This window comes from uncultured Cloacibacillus sp. (assembly GCF_963926575.1).
GTDB lineage: Bacteria > Synergistota > Synergistia > Synergistales > Synergistaceae > Caccocola > Caccocola faecigallinarum.
This window is the reverse complement of sequence record NZ_CAWUXW010000002.1, coordinates 126,746-141,398: the sequence shown is the minus strand read 5'-3', so window position 1 is coordinate 141,398 and position 14,653 is coordinate 126,746. Positions and strand designations below refer to the sequence as shown.

General features: G+C 61.3%; 17 protein-coding genes and 1 pseudogene. 3 read left to right on the top strand and 15 right to left on the bottom strand.

Going from position 1 to position 14,653, the window contains the following annotated elements; genetic code table 11:
• Positions 1-176 precede the first annotated feature (176 nt).
• Positions 177-623 (top strand): GNAT family N-acetyltransferase, encoded by a 447-nt coding sequence (locus ABGT66_RS03375; RefSeq protein WP_346688853.1) that lies wholly within the window; start codon positions 177-179, stop codon positions 621-623.
• Positions 624-693: 70 nt separating this feature from the next.
• Positions 694-1,866, top strand: coding sequence for an AAA family ATPase (locus ABGT66_RS03370; RefSeq protein WP_346688851.1), 1,173 nt, complete (start codon positions 694-696; stop codon positions 1,864-1,866).
• 156 nt (positions 1,867-2,022) lie between these two features.
• Here ABGT66_RS03370 and ABGT66_RS03365 read toward each other — a convergent pair whose 3' ends face one another.
• From ABGT66_RS03365 to ABGT66_RS03295, 15 genes and pseudogenes are all read right to left on the bottom strand, one after another.
• Positions 2,023-2,199 (bottom strand): hypothetical protein, encoded by a 177-nt coding sequence (locus ABGT66_RS03365; protein ID WP_346688849.1) that lies wholly within the window; start codon positions 2,197-2,199, stop codon positions 2,023-2,025.
• Positions 2,200-2,227: 28 nt separating this feature from the next.
• Positions 2,228-2,758 carry a nitrilase-related carbon-nitrogen hydrolase gene (locus ABGT66_RS03360; protein ID WP_346688847.1) on the bottom strand — a complete coding sequence of 177 codons (531 nt, stop codon included), beginning with the start codon at positions 2,756-2,758 and terminating at the stop codon, positions 2,228-2,230.
• 288 nt (positions 2,759-3,046) lie between these two features.
• Positions 3,047-3,463: a hypothetical protein gene (locus tag ABGT66_RS03355; protein ID WP_346688845.1), complete on the bottom strand. Its 417-nt coding sequence runs from the start codon at positions 3,461-3,463 to the stop codon at positions 3,047-3,049.
• 55 nt (positions 3,464-3,518) lie between these two features.
• A complete protein-coding gene (locus ABGT66_RS03350; RefSeq protein ID WP_346689237.1) occupies positions 3,519-4,004 on the bottom strand; it encodes a putative dsRNA-binding protein in 486 nt (161 codons plus the stop codon).
• 206 nt (positions 4,005-4,210) lie between these two features.
• Positions 4,211-5,460 (bottom strand): annotated as a pseudogene (gene fabF / locus ABGT66_RS03345) (beta-ketoacyl-ACP synthase II).
• A 59-nt stretch (positions 5,461-5,519) separates the two neighbouring features.
• The gene (gene acpP, locus ABGT66_RS03340; RefSeq protein ID WP_346688843.1) at positions 5,520-5,729 is read right to left on the bottom strand and encodes an acyl carrier protein; all 210 of its coding nucleotides are present in this window, start codon (positions 5,727-5,729) and stop codon (positions 5,520-5,522) included.
• Positions 5,730-5,840: 111 nt separating this feature from the next.
• Positions 5,841-6,584: a 3-oxoacyl-[acyl-carrier-protein] reductase gene (gene fabG, locus ABGT66_RS03335; RefSeq protein ID WP_346688841.1), complete on the bottom strand. Its 744-nt coding sequence runs from the start codon at positions 6,582-6,584 to the stop codon at positions 5,841-5,843.
• A complete protein-coding gene (gene fabD, locus ABGT66_RS03330) occupies positions 6,574-7,536 on the bottom strand; it encodes an ACP S-malonyltransferase (protein WP_346688840.1) in 963 nt (320 codons plus the stop codon). The genes fabG and fabD overlap by 11 nt, the downstream gene beginning before the upstream one ends.
• A complete protein-coding gene (gene fabK / locus ABGT66_RS03325) occupies positions 7,533-8,480 on the bottom strand; it encodes an enoyl-[acyl-carrier-protein] reductase FabK (protein ID WP_346688839.1) in 948 nt (315 codons plus the stop codon). Before fabK ends, fabD begins: the two co-directional genes overlap by 4 nt.
• A gap of 15 nt (positions 8,481-8,495) precedes the next feature.
• Positions 8,496-9,458: a beta-ketoacyl-ACP synthase III gene (locus ABGT66_RS03320; RefSeq protein WP_346688838.1), complete on the bottom strand. Its 963-nt coding sequence runs from the start codon at positions 9,456-9,458 to the stop codon at positions 8,496-8,498.
• Complete coding sequence (plsX, locus tag ABGT66_RS03315; RefSeq protein ID WP_346688837.1) at positions 9,451-10,464, bottom strand: phosphate acyltransferase PlsX; 1,014 nt, start codon at positions 10,462-10,464, stop codon at positions 9,451-9,453. Before plsX ends, ABGT66_RS03320 begins: the two co-directional genes overlap by 8 nt.
• The gene (gene fapR / locus ABGT66_RS03310) at positions 10,458-11,048 is read right to left on the bottom strand and encodes a transcription factor FapR (protein WP_346688835.1); all 591 of its coding nucleotides are present in this window, start codon (positions 11,046-11,048) and stop codon (positions 10,458-10,460) included. Before fapR ends, plsX begins: the two co-directional genes overlap by 7 nt.
• 206 nt (positions 11,049-11,254) lie before the next feature.
• Complete coding sequence (rpmF, locus tag ABGT66_RS03305) at positions 11,255-11,455, bottom strand: 50S ribosomal protein L32 (protein WP_087362859.1); 201 nt, start codon at positions 11,453-11,455, stop codon at positions 11,255-11,257.
• Between the two features lie 87 nt (positions 11,456-11,542).
• Complete coding sequence (locus ABGT66_RS03300) at positions 11,543-12,121, bottom strand: DUF177 domain-containing protein (RefSeq protein WP_346688833.1); 579 nt, start codon at positions 12,119-12,121, stop codon at positions 11,543-11,545.
• Positions 12,122-12,124: 3 nt separating this feature from the next.
• On the bottom strand, positions 12,125-13,327 hold the full coding sequence (locus ABGT66_RS03295; RefSeq protein ID WP_303148860.1) for an acetate kinase: 1,203 nt from the start codon (positions 13,325-13,327) through the stop codon (positions 12,125-12,127).
• A gap of 51 nt (positions 13,328-13,378) precedes the next feature.
• On the opposite strand from ABGT66_RS03295, the gene ABGT66_RS03290 reads away from it, so the two are divergent.
• Positions 13,379-14,617, top strand: a complete 1,239-nt coding sequence (locus tag ABGT66_RS03290) for a nucleotidyltransferase family protein (protein WP_346688831.1) — start codon at positions 13,379-13,381, stop codon at positions 14,615-14,617.
• Positions 14,618-14,653: the final 36 nt, after the last annotated feature.

Genomic DNA, 14,653 nt, shown 5'->3' with positions numbered 1-14,653 from the left:
TCAAAGTCCCTTACCCATTTAACTTGCGACAGATTGACTTATGCCCTGTTGGCTGTAGAATAACACTAATTAGTGATAATGTCAATGCAATTTTCTGACAAATCAGAACGCTGGAAACGCCGGAAAGCCGCGCCAGCACCGGGAAAATCCTTATTTTACGGACGGGAAGAAATATTATGGTTACTTTGCAGATATCTGAACCTTGCGACGCGGAGACGATAAAAGAGTTCGACTCCTACATACCGGCGGAGAGGCTGCGCGAAAAGCTGAAACGAAGCCCGGAGGAGGTGCTTCTGATAAAGGACGGAGACTGCACTGCGGGCGTCCTGCGCTGGGGGTATCTCTGGGATTACATACCTTATCTTTATTTTATGCACGTCAGGCTGGAGCTCCGAGGACGCGGATACGCGGCGGAGGCGCTGCGGCTGTGGGAGGAAAAGATGGCTGCGGCGGGCTTCGACGCGGCGCTCTGCTCCATCCCGACAGACGACGCCGCGCAGCACTTTTACAGGAAGATGGGCTACCGCGAGACGGGGGCTCTTTCCATTCCCTTCGGCGCTTTCGCGCAGCCGATGGAGATTTTATTCATCAAGCGGCTCGGCGCGGAGCCCGCGGACGATTGAGGCGCAGAGCGGTTCAAAAGCCGACAATATTTTAAAAATGTAAATTTTATATTTGGAGTGTTATGCTGCTATGACTCAGAAGATAGTTTTCTACTACGGTCCGAAGTCCGGTTTCAGACGCCACCTCCCCAAGCGTCTGCCCATCACGACGATAAGCGAGCTCGCGATATACAGCGACAGGAAGATGCGCGAGCACACCTTCAAGATACAGAGCGCGCGCCGCGGCGCGGAGAATCCGGAGAAGGAGGCCGAGCGGCTGCAGGTGCCGTGCCTCGTCGCCTTTTCGGAGCAGTACGCCTCCATCAGCGAGAGCGCGATAAACTCCTTCCTCAGCTTCATCGGACAGTTCGACGTCGGCTCGATATATTTGCAGAACCCGCCGATGCACGTCGTCTCGCAGTTCGAGAGCCTCCACAGCCGCGTCAAGACGATACGCTACGACTACCGCACGCTCGACTTCGACTGCCTGCGCAGAATCAACCGCGAGTACGACGGCGTCATCATCGGACAGCCGGAGGTGAAGGAGAAGCTGCTGAAGGCGCTCTATCCGCTCGCCTCGGGCTCGTCGGAGAAGCCCGCCGTGCTTCTCTTCTACGGGCCGACGGGCGTCGGCAAGTCGGAGACGGCGAAGTATCTCAGCGACGTTATGGGACAGACTCTGCTGCGCAGGCAGTTTTCGATGTTCCACAGCAACGAGTTCTCGTCGTACCTCTTCGGCGGACGGCACACGGGCAACTGTCTCGCGAAGGACCTCATGGAGCGCGAGTCGAACGTGATACTCTTCGACGAGTTCGACAAGCCGAACCCGGTCTTTCACAGCGCCTTCTATCAGGTTTTCGACGAAGGGATATACGAGGACAGGAACTACCGCGCGGACGCGCGCCGCGCGCTGATAATCTGCACGTCGAACTACGCTTCGGCGGAGGAGGCGCGCGAGAGGCTCGGCGCTCCGATTTTCGCGCGCTTCGACTCCGTGATAGAGTTCAAGCCGCTTTCGGAGGAGACGCAGAGGGAGATACTGCGGAAGAGGATAAGGGAGGCCACCGCGGCTTTGTCCGAGGAGGAGAGAAAGCACGTCGACGAGGAATCCGTCGCGGCTTCGCTCGCGTGGACGCTCGACGGCGAAAACGGCGCGCGCGGCATAGAGCACGCAGTGAAGGACAAAATTTCGGAAGAGCTGCTCAAGTGGGCACTCGCGGGAATAATTTGGGAAATGTCCGGCGATTTTGCGCCGGAAGGGTAAACGCAGCGCGCCGCCCTCGAGGCGGCGCGCTTTTCGTATATTCTGCGGAATTTTCGTAATTTCATGCCGCGGCGCTGAATTTGCGCGCGCGGGCATAATAATTTGCGGCGGCGACGAGGACGCGGGACGGGCCGCATATTTTTCGCGGCGTGCCTACTACCGGCGCGGCGCTAGTCGAACATGCCGAGGCGCAGGTCGTTGAGCGTCGGGAAGTCGCGGCGCTGGCCGTCTCGTCGTCTCTATGTCGAACTCGCAGTGAAGTATGCAGGGCTCTTCGCCGAGCTGGTAGACGGGGTCGCCCCAGGTGTCTATCATCGCGCTGTTGCCGAGCATGCGCAGGTGCTTGTACTGTCCCGCGAGGTTACAGACGAAGAAGTGCGCGGGAGTTTTCGAGCGCGCGCACGCGGGCGCACATCGTGAAGGCGTCCTTGCGCGGGTAGGGCCACGCGGTCGGCGCGATGAATACCTCCGCGCCGAGCCCCGCGGTCATGCGGCGGAAGAGCTCCGGGAAGCGTATGTCGTAGCATATCGAGAGGCCGACCCTGCCGAATTCCTCCGTGTCGACTACGACGGCCTTGTCTCCGTGCGTGAAGGTGTCGGCTTCGTGTCCGTAGCAGGAGAAGAGGTGTATTTTATGATATACCGCGAGGTCGGTGCCTTGCGGTCGAAGAGTATGCAGGAGTTGTAGAGCTTGTCTCCGCATTTTTCGGCGAAGCTGCCGCAGTGGATGAAGGCGTTCAGCTGCTTCGCCTTTTCGGAGATGCGGCGCATGAGCGGGGCCGTCCTTTTCCTCGGCGAAGTTCCATATCGTCCGGTAGCTGAGCAGGCCGACGTGCCAGAGCTCCGGAAGCACGATGAGGTCGGAGCCGGCGCAGGAATCTATCAGCCCCATGGCGCGCTCGACGAGCGGCCTCGCCGCCCGTTTTCCTCCCCCGGCAGTATCTGGAGCTGGATAAGAGATATTTTCATGACTATCCCCCGTTTTATACAAAACTTTTACTATCCTATATCGTTTCATCGCGATTGCAAGTGCCGTGCGCGCGCGGCGCGGCGTAAATTTTTTATTCAGTAACGCCCGCGGTGCGGACGGAGATCACGCCGGAGGACGATTTTTCCACGCGCATGCCGAGCGTGACGGTCGTTTTATATTTTTCGTCTCCGGCTTCGCTCACGGTCGTCCTTATGTAATATGCGCGGACTGCGCCGCCCTCGTCGGCCGCGCGCGGCGGTATGCGCGGGATGCGCGCGGCGTAGCGTTTTCGGAAAATGAATCTGGATAATGAAGGTCGTAGCAGACGCACTTTATGACGCAGTCCGGGAACTGTCCGCGCAGCGCGGCGAATATGCCCTCCGGCACGTCCGGCGTCGGGTCGCTCTCCGGCGCGGCGCCGGCCTCGAAGCCCGCCTCCTCCGCTATCGCGGCGGCGCTGTCGTAAAACCACGCCTCTGCCGCGGCGGAGGCCTGCGCTGCTATGTTTTCTATGCGGAGACGGCGCGCGGCGGCGAGATCTTCCTCCGCCGTTTTCTGCACCGTGTTAAGCGCGAGTGCGAGCAGGGAGACGAGCGCAGCCGATACGGCGAGCACGTATATGAGCACGAGCCGCGGCGTCGCGCGGGCGCGGCGCGGGTTTTGCCTCCGTTCCGGCGCGGCGTCAGCTTCGGCGCAGCTTTTCAAGCGCGGCCTTAGCGGCTTTGAATTCCGCCTCTTTTATGGAAGGACCCCACGCTTCGGCGGCGAGGCCGCCCTCTGCGGAGAGCGCGACTTTGAAGCTGCTCGCGTGCTCGGGGCCGCGGCGTTCTATAAGCTTGTAGACGGGCGCGGTTTTGCCTTCGCCCTGCAAAAGCTCCTGAAGCTCGGTCTTCGGGTCTTTCTCCATAACCGGCGCGGCGGCTTCGTCCTTCGTGTCGAGGAAACGCGATATCACGCCGCGCGCGGCTTCGTAGCCGCCGTCGCTGAAGACCGCGCCGAACACCGCCTCGACGCAGTCGGCGGCCATCGAGTGGTCGGGCTTTTTATGCTTTTGCCGAGGGCGTATGAGCGGCTTCAGGCCGTTGTCCGAGGCCCAGTCGTTGAGGCTGTTTTTGCAGACGAGGCGCGCGCGCAGCCGCGTGAGCTCGCCTTCGCTGAAGCCGGATATGCGGCGAAGAGGCGCGCCGAGGTGACGAGCTCGAGCACGGCGTCGCCGAGGAACTCAAGCCGCTCGTTGTAGGCCGCGTTGTTTTCACTCTGAGATAGCGCGTCAGAGCCTCTGTCAGAAGCTCCGCGTTCTTGAATTCGTAGCCTAATTTTAATTGAAAGGCGCGAAGCTGTTCTTCGCGCCTTTTGTCGTCTTTCATTGATGGGTTACTTGCAGCTCTCGATTGCGATGACTCCGTTGTGTCCGCCGAAGCCGAAGCTGTTGACGAGGGCTCTCTCGACCTTCGCGCTCACGGCCTTGTTGGGCACTACGTTGATGGCGCACTCGGGGTCAGGCGTCTGGAAGTTTATCGTCGGATGCACTATTCCGCGCTCGAAGGCGAGCAGGGCGGCTATCGTGCCGACCGCGCCGGCGGCTCCGAGCGCATGTCCGACCATCGACTTCGTCGCCTGAACCATGACCTTGTCCGCGGCGTCGCCCATGAGGCGCTTTATCGCGGCGGTCTCCATCTTCTCGTTGAGCGGCGTCGAGGTTCCGTGCGCGTTGATGAGGTCTATCTCCTCGGGCTTCCATCCCGCCTTGCGGACGGCCATCGCCATCGCGCGGTAGGCTCCGTCGCCGTCGGGCGCGGGCGCTGTGATGTGGTGCGCGTCGCAGGAGAGGCCGTAGCCCTTGACCTCGGCGTAGATGTGCGCGCCGCGGGTCTTCGCGTGCTCGTATTCCTCAAAGACGAGGATTCCCGCGCCTTCGCCGATTACGAAGCCGTCACGGTCCGCGTCGAAGGGGCGCGAGGCGTGCTTCGGGTCGTCGTTGCGTCCCGAAAGCGCCTTCAGCGAGCTGAAGCCGGCCGTCGCGAGCGGCGATATCGCGGCTTCTACTCCGCCGGTGATCATGACGTCGGCGTCGCCGCGCATGATGCAGTTGTAGGCTTCGCCCATGCTGTGGGTCGAGCTGGCGCAGGCCGTGACAACGGCCATGTTCGGCCCCTTTGCTCCGAGGCGTATCGCTATGTATCCGGCGGGCATGTTCGTGATCATCATCGGCACCATGAAGGGGCTGACGCGGCTCGGCCCTTTTTCGTAGAGCAGGCGGAAGTTTTCCTCTATCGTGTGGATTCCGCCCTCTCCGCTGCCGACGTACACGCCGAACATCTCTTTGTCGAGTTTTTCAAGGTCGAGGCCGGCGTCCTGTACGGCGAGGTCGGCTCCGGCGGCCGCGAAGTGAAGCACGCGGTCGGTGCGGCGGACCTCTTTTTGTCGAGCCAGTTTTCAGGATTGAAATTTTTAACCTCAGCGGCTATCTTCGTGGTGTGCTTTTCCGTGTCGAAGAGCGTGATGTAGTCTACGCCGTTCTCCCCGCGCTCAAGCGCGCTCCAGAACTCTTCTTTTCCGATTCCGATTGGGGTGACGGCACCGCAACCTGTGATTACCACTCTTCTGTTATTCATCGGCGTCATAGGTTCCCTCCCTGGAAGAGGGGGACTGACGGCAGTCCCCCAATTGTCTCAGTCGTTAATTAGTCCTCGACTCCGAGCTTCGTCTTGACGTAGGCCATGGCCTCGCCGACGGTGGTGAGCTTCTCGGCGTCCTCGTCGGGGATTTCGATGTCGAACTCTTCCTCGATGCCCATGATGAGCTCGACGATGTCGAGGGAGTCGGCGCCGAGGTCCTCTACGAACGAAGCTTCCGGCTTGATCTGGTCCTCTTCGGCGTTGAGGCGGTCCATTACGATTTCCTTAAGTTCTGCTGTACTTCTTCCATTTTCATTGCAAATCTCTCCTTTGCGGTATTTATGTCTCTTGTTTATCCAAAAGTCCCGTAGGAACTTTTTCCCTTTTTACTGCATCGTCACGCCGCCGTCGACGGCGATGACCTGTCCCTGAAGATACGCGGCGTCGTCCGACACGAGGAAGGCGACTACGCCCGCAACGTCCTGCGGCGTTCCCGCGCGTCCGGCGGGAATCGAGGCGATGAACTGCGACTTCACGTCCTCGGACAAGACGGCGGTCATGTCCGTCTCTATGAAGCCCGGCGCTATCGCGTTTACAGTCACGCCGCGCGAGGCGACCTCGCGCGCGAGGCTCTTGACGAAGCCGATGACCCCGGCCTTCGCCGCCGCGTAGTTGCACTGCCCGGCGCTGCCGCGCAGTCCGTTTATCGACGAGACCGCGACGATGCGGCCCCAGCGCCCCTTGAGCATCGGGCGAACGGCCTCCTTAGCGCAGTAGTAGAGCGAGCTGAGGTCCGTCTTTATAACGTCGTCCCAGTCGGCGTCCTTCATGCGCATGAGAAGATTGTCGCGCGTCACGCCGGCGTTGCAGACGAGGATGTTGACTGGGCCGAGCTTTTCGGCGACGGCCTTGAACATCGCCTTGACCTCTTCGGCGTTCGAGACGTCGGCCTTCACGGCGAAGGCTTCGCCGCCCGCCGCCGTTATCTCTTCGACGACTTCGTTCGCGGGGCCCTCGGAACGGCTGTAGTTGACGGCGACCGTGCAGCCGCGCTTCGCGAGCTCGAGCGCTATCGCGCGCCCGATGCCGCGTCCGGCTCCCGTTACGAGCGCTACTTTTTTATCTGGCATTGCCGCCGCTCCTCAGATAGTCCGCCGCGGCGAGAAGCTCCTGCGAGTTCGAAACTGCGTAGGGGCGCTTGCCGTTGCATATCTTTCTGACGAGTCCCGAGAGGACGCTGCCGGGGCCGACCTTGTAGCTTATGTAGCCGTCGACGCCGTTTTTCTCCATCTCGAGGACGGACTGCGACCAGAGGACGGGCGAGTAGGTCTGCGCGTAGAGCGCCTCGCGCACGGCCTGCGCCTTCTGCACGGGCAGGGCGGTCGCGTTCGCGATTATCGGGAACTTCGGGTCGTGCCACTCAATCTGCGCGAAGGCTTCTTTGAGCTCGTCCGCGACGGGGCGCATGAGGGCGCAGTGGAAGGGGGCGCTCACGCGCAGCGGGACGACCTTCGCGGTGTATTTCTGCTCGATCAGCGCGACGGCGCGCTCGACCGCGGTCGCGTGGCCGGAGATGACTATCTGCTTCGGCGAGTTGATGTTGGCCGCCTCGCAGACCTCGCCCTGCGCCGCCTCGGCGCAGACCTCGGCGACCGTCGGCAGCTCGAGGCCGATAATCGCCGCCATCGAGCCTACTCCGAGCGGGACTGCGCTCTGCATGAGGCCGCCGCGCTTGTGGACGAGCCTGACGCCGTCTCTCACCGAGAGAGCGCCCGAGGCTACGAGCGCCGTGTATTCTCCGAGGCTGTGGCCAGCCATGCAGACCGGCTCAACGGCTGTGCCGAGCTCCTGCTCGAGCGCGCGGAACATCGCGACGCTGACCGTGAGTATCGCGGGCTGCGTTATCTCGGTGTGGGCGAGCTGCTCCGGCGTGCCGTTGAATATTATGTCGCTGAGCGAGAAGCCGAGCGCCTCGTCCGCTTCGTCGAAAATCCTCTTCGCCGCGATATATTTATCGCAGACGTCCTTCCCCATTCCCGGGCGCTGCGCACCCTGTCCGGGGAATATCATCGCGTACTTCATCTGACGTATCTCTCCGATCCTGAAAGGATAGATTCCATTTGTGTTACGACGCTTTCTATAATGGAAGCCGCAGGCTCTATCGCGTGGACGAGCCCGGCGGACTGGCCGGACATAAACGACCCCATGTCCGAATCGCCTTCGACGACGGCGAGGCGCAGCTTGCCCGCGCCGAGAGCCTCGAGCTCCGCCGCGGGGGCGTTTCTGCCCTCGAGCTCTTCGAACTGCTTCGTGAATTTATTTTTGAGGGCGCGCACGGGGTGTCCGAGGCTGCGGCCCGTTACGACGGTGGCCCTGTCGTTGGCCTTGACTATCTTTTCCTTGTAGTTGATGTGCGCGTTGCACTCGGTCGCGCAGACGAAGCGCGTGCCCATCTGCACGCCGCTCGCGCCGAGCATGAAGGCCGCCGCCATGCCGCGTCCGTCGGCTATGCCGCCCGCCGCGATGACGGGGATTTTGACCGCGTCGACGACCTGCGGGACGAGGTTCATCGTCGTCGTCTCTCCGATGTGTCCGCCGGACTCCATGCCTTCCGCGACGACTGCGTCGGCGCCCTGCTTCTCGACGCGCTCAGCGAGCGCGACCGCCGCGACGACGGGGATGACTATCGTGCCGAGCGGCTTGAGACGCTCGATGACCTTGCCGGGCTGTCCCGCTCCCGTCGTGACGACGGGGACGCGGTACTTCGCCGCGAGCTCGAGCGCGTCGGGAGCCGTACTCTGAGATAGCGCGTTGTTGAGGCCGAAGGGCTTGTCGGTGAGCGTCTTTATCTTCTGTATCTGACGCTCGAGAAGCTCCGGCGGCATGTTCGCCGCCGCGATAATTCCGAGGCCGCCGCCGTTGCTGACCGCCGCCGCGAGGTCCGCGTCGGCGACCCAGGCCATGCCGCCCTGGATTATCGGGTATTTGATTTTAAGCAGTTTGGTTATCGCGTTATTTTCAAACATCTATCAATCCGCTCCTTATGCTTCGTATAACATCGCGCCCAGCGTCATACCCGCGCCGAAAGCCATAAAGAGCACCTTTTCGCCGCTTTTGATACAGCCGGATTTCATCGCTTCGTCCAGCGTCACCATCAGCGAGGCCGCGGACGTGTTTCCGTAATTTTCGAGATTCATAAGAGTGCGCTCGGTCGGCACGCCGAGGCGCTTGAAGAGGCTGTCGATGATTCTCGTGTTCGCCTGGTGGAGCACCCAGAAGCCTATCTCAGATGGCTCGACGCCGGACTCTTCGCAGAAATTCTTTATGAAGGGAGGAAGATGCACGTTGACGAACTTGAAGACCTCCGCGCCGTGCATGCGCAGGACGGGATCCTCGCGGCCCTCTTCCTTGTCTATCGTTATGAGGGCGTGCTTCGCGCCGTCGGCCTTGAGCTCCGCGGCGATGAAATGCCCCTTGCCCTCCTCAGAACGCGAGAGCACCGCGGCGCCCGCGCCGTCGCCGAAGAGTATGCACGACGAACGGTCCGTCCAGTCGAGCACTCCGGCGAAATCCTCGGAGCCTATCACGAGGACGTTCTTCCAGATGCCGCTCGCGATGCCGCCGATGGCGGTCGTCATCGCGGTGAGGCTTCCGGTGCAGCCCGCAAGCACGTCGTAGGTGCCTGCGTTCGCCGCGCCGAGCATTCCCTGCACCTTCGACGCCGTGCAGGGGCATACGGTGTCAGGCGTGTCCGTCGCAACGATTATAAGGTCGAGCTCCGAGGCCGCGATTCCCGCGTCCTCGAGCGCCGCGAGGCCGGCCTTATAGGCGAGGTCGCTGCACTTCTCGTCCTCGGCGGCGAAGTGGCGCTTTCTGATGCCGGTGCGCGTCACTATCCATTCGTCGCTCGTGTCGAGAATTTTCTCGAAGTCGAAATTCGTCATTACCTTCTCGGGGATATATCTCCCCGTTCCCGCGATTCTGACGGGGTATCCGCTAATCATTGTTATCCTCCGCGCCTTTCGCTATTTCGTTCTGAATTCTCTCAACGCCGTTGCGCCGTATGAAATTCGCGCCGCTCGTTATCGCGTTGGCGATTGCGTTAGCGCGCGAACGGCCGTGTACCTTCACGACGCTGCCGCAGACGCCGAGCACCGGCGAACCGCCGTACCTCTCCCAGTCGAAGCGCCCCATTATGCGCTTCATCGCGGGAAGCATAAAGAAGCATCCGATTTTCGGAAGCATGTGGTGTTTATATTCTTCTTTGAGCTGGCTCTGGATGAGCTCGCCGAGCCCCTCTCCGAATTTGATGACGACGTTGCCCGTGAAGCCGTCGCAGACGACGACGTCCGATATGCCGTTAGGGATGTCCTTGCCCTCCGCGTAGCCCTGGAAGTTGAGCTTCGTCTGCTCGATGAGCACGCGCGCCGCGGAGATGACCTCGTCGCCCTTCGTCGCCTCCTCGCCGTTGCTGAGCAGGCGGACCGACGGATTTTCGACGTTTCTGAAAAGCTTCATATATATAGAGCCCATCTGGGCGAACTGCAGAAGGTTGACCGGCTTGCAGCGCACCGTGCCGCCGACGTCCATCAGCAGCGTGCAGCGGTTGAGCACGGGGAGCACCGCGCCGAGGCCCGGGCGGTCGATGCCGGGGATGCGTCCGAGAAGGAGCACCGCGCCCGCGGCTATCGCTCCGGTGTTGCCCGCGGAGACGATGCCGTCGGCTTCGTGCGAGCGCACCATGTTGAAGCAGACGACGAGGCTCGAGTTCTTCTTCCGGCGTATCGAGAGCGACGGGGAGTCGCTGCCCGTTATGACTTCGTCCGTGTGGACGATGCTGAGCCGCGAGCGGACCGAGGCGTCCGCCTTCTCTATTATCGGCTTTATCCTTTCACTGTCGCCGACCAGCGCGACGGAAAGCTCCGGATCGTGCTGGCAGGCCTGTATCGCCGCCTTGCAGGGCTCCTCGGGGGCGTGGTCCCCGCCCATGGCGTCAAGTGCAATCAGCATTTCTCGTCCCCCAATTTTTCGGTATTGTGGCTGTCTATCGCGGCGACGACGAAACGCCCTACGAATATCTCACGCTCGCCGATTTTTGAATGAACGCTCACCACGTATTTGTTGCCTTTGTGCGTGCCGACCTTCGAACGCGCGACTATCTTTTCTCCGATATATGCCGGCTGGCAGTACTTGAGGCGCGCCGCAGCGGAGACGACCATCTCCGCGTCTATCGTCGCTATCGCGAGCGAAGCGGCCTGCGCGTAGATGTAGTAGTCGCCCACCATATCCGTCCTGCGGAAGGCCATGTCGGGATTTATCTGAAGCGTCGAAAGCGCCCAGCTGTTCGGCTCGAGGCCGAGAAGCTCGCCGACGACCTCGTCGTCGCGCAGCGATTTCAGACGGCTCGCCGCGTGCTCGGCCATCGCGCGCGTCCTTTCGCGAAGCTCCGGTATCGCGAGCAGGCCGCGGTCGAGCCTTACGGTGCTGAGGCTCACGCCGAGCTTTGTTGATATCTCCTCGTCGGTGAGCAGCGGGTTCGTCTCTATCAGTTGTAAGAGTTGGCTGTGACGCCGCTTTCTGCTTTCGGAACGCATCTTCTTCTCCTAAAAACAAGCTCATATTATGAGCTGGTCTTAACAGCAGACAAGATATTATAAGCGCGCGCCGTTGTCAATAGCATTCGGCGCAATTTCATCGGGAATTTTTATAAAATTCGCGCGGCGGGGAAAACGATGCGCATAAAAGAATCGCGGCCCAAGCGTAAACCGGAGCCGCGAGGCGAAAGTCTGTCTGAAAAATTTTATTCAGCGGTCTTCTCTTCTGTGATTTTGAGGACCTGACGGCCCTTGTAGAAGCCGCAGGCCGGGCAGGCGCGGTAGGTCTCGATGACCTCGCCGCAGTGCTTGCACGTCGTGAGGCTGGGAGCCTCGAGTGAACCAAGCCAGTGAGCTTTGCGGTTGTGCGTGCGGGAGTGGGATACTCGCCTCTTTGGAGTTGCCATTGTCTTTTCCCCCCTTAGATCTTCACCGGTACATATTGCCAACTGGGTAATTGTATCACTGATTCCAGTTTTTTGCAGTATTTATTTTTATTGATTCTCCATAAATTTCCACAGGACTTCAAAACGCGGGTCCCCGCTCTCGCTTCTGCACGAGCACGGCCCCTTGTTGAGGTTCGCTCCGCACTGCGGGCAGAGGCCGCGGCAGTCGGGCGAACAGAGAAGCGCGGCGGGGAGCGCCGTTATCAGCGTCTCCCACACCATCTGCGCCAGGTCTATCTCGTCCTCCCACGAGTCGAGAAGTATTATCTCCTCGTCGCCGTCCTGCTCGCCCTCGTTCTTCTCGCGCAGCTGCTCGTCGCGGCGCAGCGAGAATATGTAGCGGAGCTCTCCCTTTATGCGGCTTCTCGCGGGCTCGAGGCAGCGCGCGCACGGCGCTTCGACCTCCGTCTCGACGGAGACCTCGGCGACGACGCGCCCCTCTGAGCGGAAGGCCGTCACCCTGACATTCAAATCAGAGAGCGGCTGGTATATCTGGTCCCAGTAGCTGACGGCCCTGTCGAAGGGCAGCGTGAACTCGTCCTCGTAAGGCGCGCCGTCGCGCGGGACGGCGGCCAGGACGAGCCTGCATTTCCAGCTTTTGGGAGCAGATTCAAGATATTCGGGCATTTCTTACTTGCCGGCTTCCTCCACGCATCTCTTCGTGTCGCGCGCGATAGCCATCTCTTCGTCGGTCGGGACTACCATGACGGTGACCTTCGAGTCGGGCGTGCTGATGACAACCTCTTTGCCGCGGCAGTTGTTCTTCTCAGCGTCGAACTTGATGCCCATGAATTCCATATCCTTGCAGACGGCCTCGCGGAAGGTGATGCCGTTCTCGCCGATGCCGGCCGTGAATACCACGACGTCCACTCCGCCCATCTCGGCGGCGTAGGAGGCGATGTACTTCTTGACGCCGGTGATGAGGATGTCCTGGGCTATCTTGGAGCGCTCGCAGCCCTTCGCCGCGGCTTCTTCAACGTCGCGGAGGTCGCTCGAAACGCCGGAAACGCCGAGGAGTCCGGATTTCTTGTGGATGATGTCGCTGACCTTCTGCGCGTCGCCGAGCTTCTCCATGAGGTTGATGACGACGAGCGGGTCGACGTTGCCGCTGCGCGTGCCCATAAGGAGGCCTTCGGCGGTGCCGAGTCCCATGGAGGTGTCGACGCACTTGCCGCCGTCGACCGCTGTGATGGAGCTGCCGTTGCCGAGGTGGCAGGTGACTATCTTGAGGTCCTTTATATCCTTGCCGAGTATCTCCGCGGCGCGGTTCGCGACGTAGCCGTGGCTCGTACCGTGGAAGCCGTAGCGGCGGATGCGGTCTTTCTCATAGTACTCGTAGGGGATTCCGTAGATGAAGGCCTTGGGCGGCATGGTCTGATGGAAGGCCGTGTCGAAGACGACGACGTTCGGCTTGCCGGGGAGCACGTCCATGACGGCCTTGAGGCCCATGAGGTTCGCGGGGTTGTGGAGCGGCGCGAGAGGAATGACTTCCTCGATGCCCTTGACGACTTCGGGCGTGACGAGGACGGACTGCGTGAACTTCTCTCCGCCGTGGACTATGCGGTGGCCGGTCGCGCCGAGCTCGTCGAGGCTCTTGAGGACGCCGAGCTCGGGATCGACGAGGATGTCGAGGACGTACTTGATAGCCGCCGAGTGGTCGGGGAAGGGAACTTCGCGCGTCACCGCGTCGAGGCCGGTCTTCGTGTGCTTGATGCGCGAGCCTTCGATGCCGATGCGCTCGACGAGGCCCTTCGCGAGGACCTTCTCGCCTTCCATGTCGATGAGCTGATACTTCAGCGATGAGCTTCCGCAGTTGAGAACAAGAATTTTCATTAGAACTGGATTGCCTCCCTTAAATTATCGTACCGCCGCTGTGTTATCCTTATGAAAGGAAAGGACGGTGAAAACTTTATGCTATATCCCGTCGTCGGGATTGTCGCCGAATATAACCCGTTCCATAAGGGCCACCTGCTCCACATACGCAGAGCCCGCGAGCTCTGCGGCGCGCAGGCCGCCGTCGCCGTGCTGTCCTCAGCCTTCGTCCAGCGCGGAGAGCCCGCGCTCGCCGATAAATGGACGCGCGCGAAAGCCGCGCTCGCCTGCGGGGCCGACCTGGTGCTCGAGCTTCCCGTCCTCTTCTCGGCGCACAACGCCGGAGTGTTCGCAAACGGGGCCGTCGACATCCTCGCCGCGGCGCGCGCAGTGACGCACCTATCTTTTGGCGCGGAGAACCCGGACTGTCTGACAGACAGTATCATTGATATGATACTCGAAGAGCCCGAGGCTTTCAAGCTGTCGCTGAAAAAACATCTCGCGGAGGGATTTTCCTTCGTCGAAGCGCGCGCGCGCGCCGCGGACGAGATAATTCCCGGAAGCGCGCGCGTGCTCGCGGGCAGCAACAACACGCTCGCGCTCGCATACATGGCGCGCATAAAGAAAAAAAATTACGCGCTCGCGCCGCTGCCGGTGCTGCGCGAAGGCGCGGCCTACAACAGCGAGAGGCTCGAAGAAATTGCGAGCGCCGCCGCGATCCGCCGCGCTCTGCGCGACGGGCGGACTGACGAAGCCTTCGCATCCATGCCCAAAGCTTCGGCGCGCATATTCAAACGCGCGCTCGCGGACGGACGTTTATGCCTTGACTATGAAAACTGGCGGCGTCTGCTGCGCGCACTGCTGCTCCGCGCGCGGCCGGAGGAGCTGCGCGGCTTCGCCGAAATCTCCGAAGGCATAGAATACAGGATGCGCGAAGCGGCGCTCACGGCACGCAGCTTTGAGGAATGGACGGACGCCTGCACGTCGAAACGCTACCCCGCGGGGCGGATCCGCCGCGCCGCCGTACACGCAGCGCTGGGCCTCGGCCATTGGTCCAACCGCGCGGCCCAGCGCCTCGGCCCGCCGTACATCAGGCCGCTTGCCATGAATGAAACGGGACGCGCACTGCTGCACGAGATGAAAAAGAACGCGGCTCTCCCCATAGTCACGACGTACGGACAGGCCGCGCGCATTTCCCCCTATGCCGCGGAATGCGCGCGCTTTGAGCTGCTCGCCTGCGAGCTCTGGGAAGAGCTCGTACCCAACGGACGCTTCGGCGAGGAGCACAAGCGCCGCCTGATTATCTCGTGACGGCATAAATCACGGCAATAACGAAAAGGCGGGGAA

Coding starts and splice junctions, on each gene's coding strand:
- ABGT66_RS03295 (WP_303148860.1), bottom strand. CDS start 13,327: ATGAAAATTCTTGTTCTCAACTGCGGAAGCTCATCGCTGAAGTATCAG.
- ABGT66_RS03300 (WP_346688833.1), bottom strand. CDS start 12,121: ATGCCCGAATATCTTGAATCTGCTCCCAAAAGCTGGAAATGCAGGCTC.
- ABGT66_RS03365 (WP_346688849.1), bottom strand. CDS start 2,199: ATGCTCGGCAACAGCGCGATGATAGACACCTGGGGCGACCCCGTCTAC.
- ABGT66_RS03320 (WP_346688838.1), bottom strand. CDS start 9,458: ATGATTAGCGGATACCCCGTCAGAATCGCGGGAACGGGGAGATATATC.
- acpP (WP_346688843.1), bottom strand. CDS start 5,729: ATGGACCGCCTCAACGCCGAAGAGGACCAGATCAAGCCGGAAGCTTCG.
- ABGT66_RS03370 (WP_346688851.1), top strand. CDS start 694: ATGACTCAGAAGATAGTTTTCTACTACGGTCCGAAGTCCGGTTTCAGA.
- fabG (WP_346688841.1), bottom strand. CDS start 6,584: ATGCCAGATAAAAAAGTAGCGCTCGTAACGGGAGCCGGACGCGGCATC.
- ABGT66_RS03375 (WP_346688853.1), top strand. CDS start 177: ATGGTTACTTTGCAGATATCTGAACCTTGCGACGCGGAGACGATAAAA.
- fapR (WP_346688835.1), bottom strand. CDS start 11,048: ATGCGTTCCGAAAGCAGAAAGCGGCGTCACAGCCAACTCTTACAACTG.
- ABGT66_RS03290 (WP_346688831.1), top strand. CDS start 13,379: ATGAAAGGAAAGGACGGTGAAAACTTTATGCTATATCCCGTCGTCGGG.
- rpmF (WP_087362859.1), bottom strand. CDS start 11,455: ATGGCAACTCCAAAGAGGCGAGTATCCCACTCCCGCACGCACAACCGC.
- plsX (WP_346688837.1), bottom strand. CDS start 10,464: ATGCTGATTGCACTTGACGCCATGGGCGGGGACCACGCCCCCGAGGAG.
- fabD (WP_346688840.1), bottom strand. CDS start 7,536: ATGAAGTACGCGATGATATTCCCCGGACAGGGTGCGCAGCGCCCGGGA.
- ABGT66_RS03360 (WP_346688847.1), bottom strand. CDS start 2,758: ATGGGGCTGATAGATTCCTGCGCCGGCTCCGACCTCATCGTGCTTCCG.
- fabK (WP_346688839.1), bottom strand. CDS start 8,480: ATGTTTGAAAATAACGCGATAACCAAACTGCTTAAAATCAAATACCCG.